Source organism: Vibrio sp. ZOR0018 (assembly GCF_963865925.1).
GTDB lineage: Bacteria > Pseudomonadota > Gammaproteobacteria > Enterobacterales > Vibrionaceae > Vibrio > Vibrio anguillarum.
This window is the reverse complement of the sequence record NZ_CAWMCN010000024.1, coordinates 1-3,413: the sequence shown is the minus strand read 5'-3', so window position 1 is coordinate 3,413 and position 3,413 is coordinate 1. Positions and strand designations below refer to the sequence as shown.

The following is a 3,413-nucleotide window of genomic DNA, read 5'->3' as shown; positions in this document are numbered from 1 at the left end:
TGCACTAAAGTCGCCACGCGTTGGCAATCCCTCTTGAGCCGTTTGTTATGCAAATTCAATGAGATAAACTGAATTTACACAACCAAAAGCCACAATTGCAATGGTTGAGTGATTCAAGAATCAACCCAAGTAAGAGCCGTGATGTATAAGCCGCCAAAACAAAGTCCACCGTTCAGCAACAAATCAAGCTTTTGAATGAGACAAACTCAACAAGCAAGGCTTTCAGCAAGTGCGAAATGCTCGATAACATTGTCCTTTCCACACTTTGCGCACGCTAAATTGACAACAAACCAGCACTAAAACTGATTGAGGCAAACAAAGAACCTTGCCTGTTTTACGGTTTGAGTTAACCACAAATTTGAGGGTAAAAATGCTCATTTGCCGACAACACAAAACGAATGGCCAGAGAAATCCCAAAAGATTGAGCCCCTAAATTTACCTGAGTTGCATAACGCCCTGTTAAGGGGTGAGCAACGCAATATTGAAGCCGCTGCATACCACCTTAATCACTTAACCCAACGCATAATAAAAATGCCACGCGTTGCGAATCCCTCTTAAACAGTTTGTTAGCAATCTAATCCGCTGCAAGTATTCTTTGAAGATATTCTGCGCCGTGTTTTTTACACCATGCACTTTTCAAAACGTACGCTGATTTGAATGAAAACCTTTTATCTTGTGAGACATCTATTTCCTCCCAAAGCAACTGAGGAGTACTGCATGAGCAAGAATACTTTGCTTCCTGAGCTTTTAATTTTGCATAAAAGCGGTCAGATACGTGAATTTCATTGCTATTGGATAAACTGGACAATTTAGCAGCCATATTGACAGCTTTTCCGGCCCACACCTCATTGTGCATGTCTCCACGTGACGCACTTTTCCTTAGACCAATTTTGCTAACTAATAGGGTTGCTTGGTCAATACCTATATGCACACCTGTATTCACCTTAGTTTTATTGGTTACTTTTTGTGTGAACACATCATTTATAAAAGTCTTAAAGGTTACAGCAGATGCGAAAGCATGATGGACTTTATCATAATCAAAAAGTGCAAATACGCCATCTCCTTTAATATCTATATACGAAGCCCCAAGCTCTTTAAATATTCTCACTGCAGTGCCAGTAAAGAGTGTATATACTCGTCCTGTAGAGCTAGCATGATGACTTGCACTTAATTGAGTCGAATTTTTCATATCAACAAACACACACACAACGTTGTCAATCTTTAGCCACTTTCCCGACTGCTCTGTAGGTATAGAATCCACATTTGGTATTCTAGTCATGGTAGTTGTAGTTACAGGGCGACCAAATTTAGTAACTTGGTTTTCAATAATAACTCGTAGATTTTCTGGTAATTGTTTTTGATTAATCATTTTTAACCTTAAAAATAATGAAAGCCTATTGAAACTGAAAATAGGATCACAGCAAAAACTGTAAGACTTGAAGCAAGTTTAAATTTCTTATATTTATCAAGTGCAATTTCCGCATTCGTAACTATTTGAGAGCTTAAATCAATCTCATATGGGGTAGCTTTATAACTATCAATTTCTAACCTTGCAGAGAGAAGAGCTAAATAATCAGATTTTGAATATTTTGCGATGTCAGCGAAATAGAAGCAATTATCCGAAGATTTCTTTGCGTCAGGTTTAAACCATTTCTCTTCCAATATTGGTAAAAATGATATGACGCAAATTATGGCGGAGCATACCAGAACAATATAACCTGCTAAGGATGACCAGTACGATACTAAAGCCAATTTATCAACTTGTGACAAAACACGTGTCATTCCCCATACAATTCCTCCATTGAGCACCAAAAGAGCTGCATTTTTCTGTTCCGCAAACTTAAGCCAATCATTTACATTCGAAAAGACTGAGTCTAATTTTTCTTCTATTGAATCTTTACACATACATACCTCAAAGATTGCTAACGCCGAATTAAGCTGCTACCAACGCACAAAGTTATTGAAAGCAATGCACCGTAACCACAAAACCATTTAGGAACCGATTCAGCCGCGCGTTGGTAGTCAGGCTTGAATTTCTTGTTAGGTTTTACTATTTAACCTTCACCCACTTGGCAAAGAATTCCGCTAGATTAACGCATTTTGATCAATGAAACCCAAACCTTTCACTTAATTTGACAGCCAAATGCGACCAACCTAAAAACAAATGGTTAAGTCTGTTTGTTTGGTTAAATCAAAGCGCTTTTGCGCCAAAGAAACCTTCAACCAACCTGCTCGATTTTCCAATGAAGCAACCCACGAATTTTGACATGAGAAATGATTAAAGAAACGTGATGATTTGGGTAGTTCAGGCTGACTTGCTGAAAGCCGTAAACAAATGGCTAAAGAAATCCCCAAATCTTTTCCCCAATAATGATGCTTTTCTCTTCGTAAACCTAACGCCCGCTTAAGTGGTGAGCAACACGGCCACGACACTCAATTATTACACCGTAAACACCTTAATCAATGCAAACAAAAACCGCCAAGCGTTGCGAATCCGTCTTGAAGCGTTTGTTAGTTGAATTCTTCCACTGACCTACATTTAGGGAAAGAGGAGCAACCCCAAAACTGTTTACCTTTATTTTCGCCACGCTTTGTTTCACGCACCACCATTTCAGAGCCACAACGTGAACATTGCTTTATGTTTTCTTTTGAAGCGACCAGCTCTTTAACATGTTGCCTATGCTTTAAATCTGTAACTATGCCTTTCTTTAGCTTAACTTCATTGATTGCTGCGATAATTTGAGCGTACTCAGTCTCTGAAAATACTGGCTGTATGAACTGCTTAATGTAATCCAAGCAACCTCGTGCGTAAGTAACATTGTTAGGCATCTCAGTTTTAAACATACTATCACCAATAAAAACGATGACCGAGTGCAGCTTAGATGAATCTATGCCCAACAATGATTCAAGGGTTTTAATATGTTTATAATTCTGATGAAGAGGGTTCTGAAATTTAGAAGTATGCCGATAGATTTTTTGAGTCCATTGTTTTTGACTTTTTGAGCCAAAGATCCACCCTTTCATGTTTTTCGTTTCAACAACAAAAATACCGAACTTAGATACAACAACATGGTCGATTTGTGTTGTGCCATCTTCTGTGGGTAAGGTTACATCTTGTACTAACGTGTAGTCTGACTCAGGTAACTGTGACAGCAGTCTGTTTACCAAGAACTCCCCGAACATACCTTTAAACCATCGGCTCTTGAATATCGAAACGAAAAGTAACAGAGGTATGATGTACCAAACTTGAGCTAAAGCACCTGATAGTAATCCTAATATATCCACGAAACTTCCTTATTCAACTAACGCCCGGCTAAGGGGTTGACAACGCACCGCCGAACTTAAAAAACACACTGTAAACACTGAACTGCAATTTTGCACTAAAGTCGCCACGCGTTGGCAATCCCTCTTGA

General features: G+C 38.9%; 3 protein-coding genes. All 3 read right to left on the bottom strand.

Annotation, left to right across the window (positions count from 1 at the left end; all coding sequences use genetic code 11):
* Positions 1–574 precede the first annotated feature (574 nt).
* The 3 genes from AACR75_RS00860 to AACR75_RS00850 all read right to left on the bottom strand — a co-directional run bounded on the left by AACR75_RS00860 (position 575) and on the right by AACR75_RS00850 (position 3,285).
* The gene (locus tag AACR75_RS00860; protein ID WP_047691422.1) at positions 575–1,369 is read right to left on the bottom strand and encodes an adenylate/guanylate cyclase domain-containing protein; all 795 of its coding nucleotides are present in this window, start codon (positions 1,367–1,369) and stop codon (positions 575–577) included.
* 8 nt (positions 1,370–1,377) lie between these two features.
* Positions 1,378–1,905, bottom strand: coding sequence for a Pycsar system effector family protein (locus tag AACR75_RS00855; protein WP_047691419.1), 528 nt, complete (start codon positions 1,903–1,905; stop codon positions 1,378–1,380).
* A gap of 606 nt (positions 1,906–2,511) precedes the next feature.
* Positions 2,512–3,285, bottom strand: a complete 774-nt coding sequence (locus AACR75_RS00850) for an NERD domain-containing protein (RefSeq protein ID WP_017045441.1) — start codon at positions 3,283–3,285, stop codon at positions 2,512–2,514.
* Between the last annotated feature and the right edge of the window lie 128 nt (positions 3,286–3,413).

Coding starts and splice junctions, on each gene's coding strand:
- AACR75_RS00860 (WP_047691422.1), bottom strand. CDS start 1,369: ATGATTAATCAAAAACAATTACCAGAAAATCTACGAGTTATTATTGAA.
- AACR75_RS00855 (WP_047691419.1), bottom strand. CDS start 1,905: ATGTGTAAAGATTCAATAGAAGAAAAATTAGACTCAGTCTTTTCGAAT.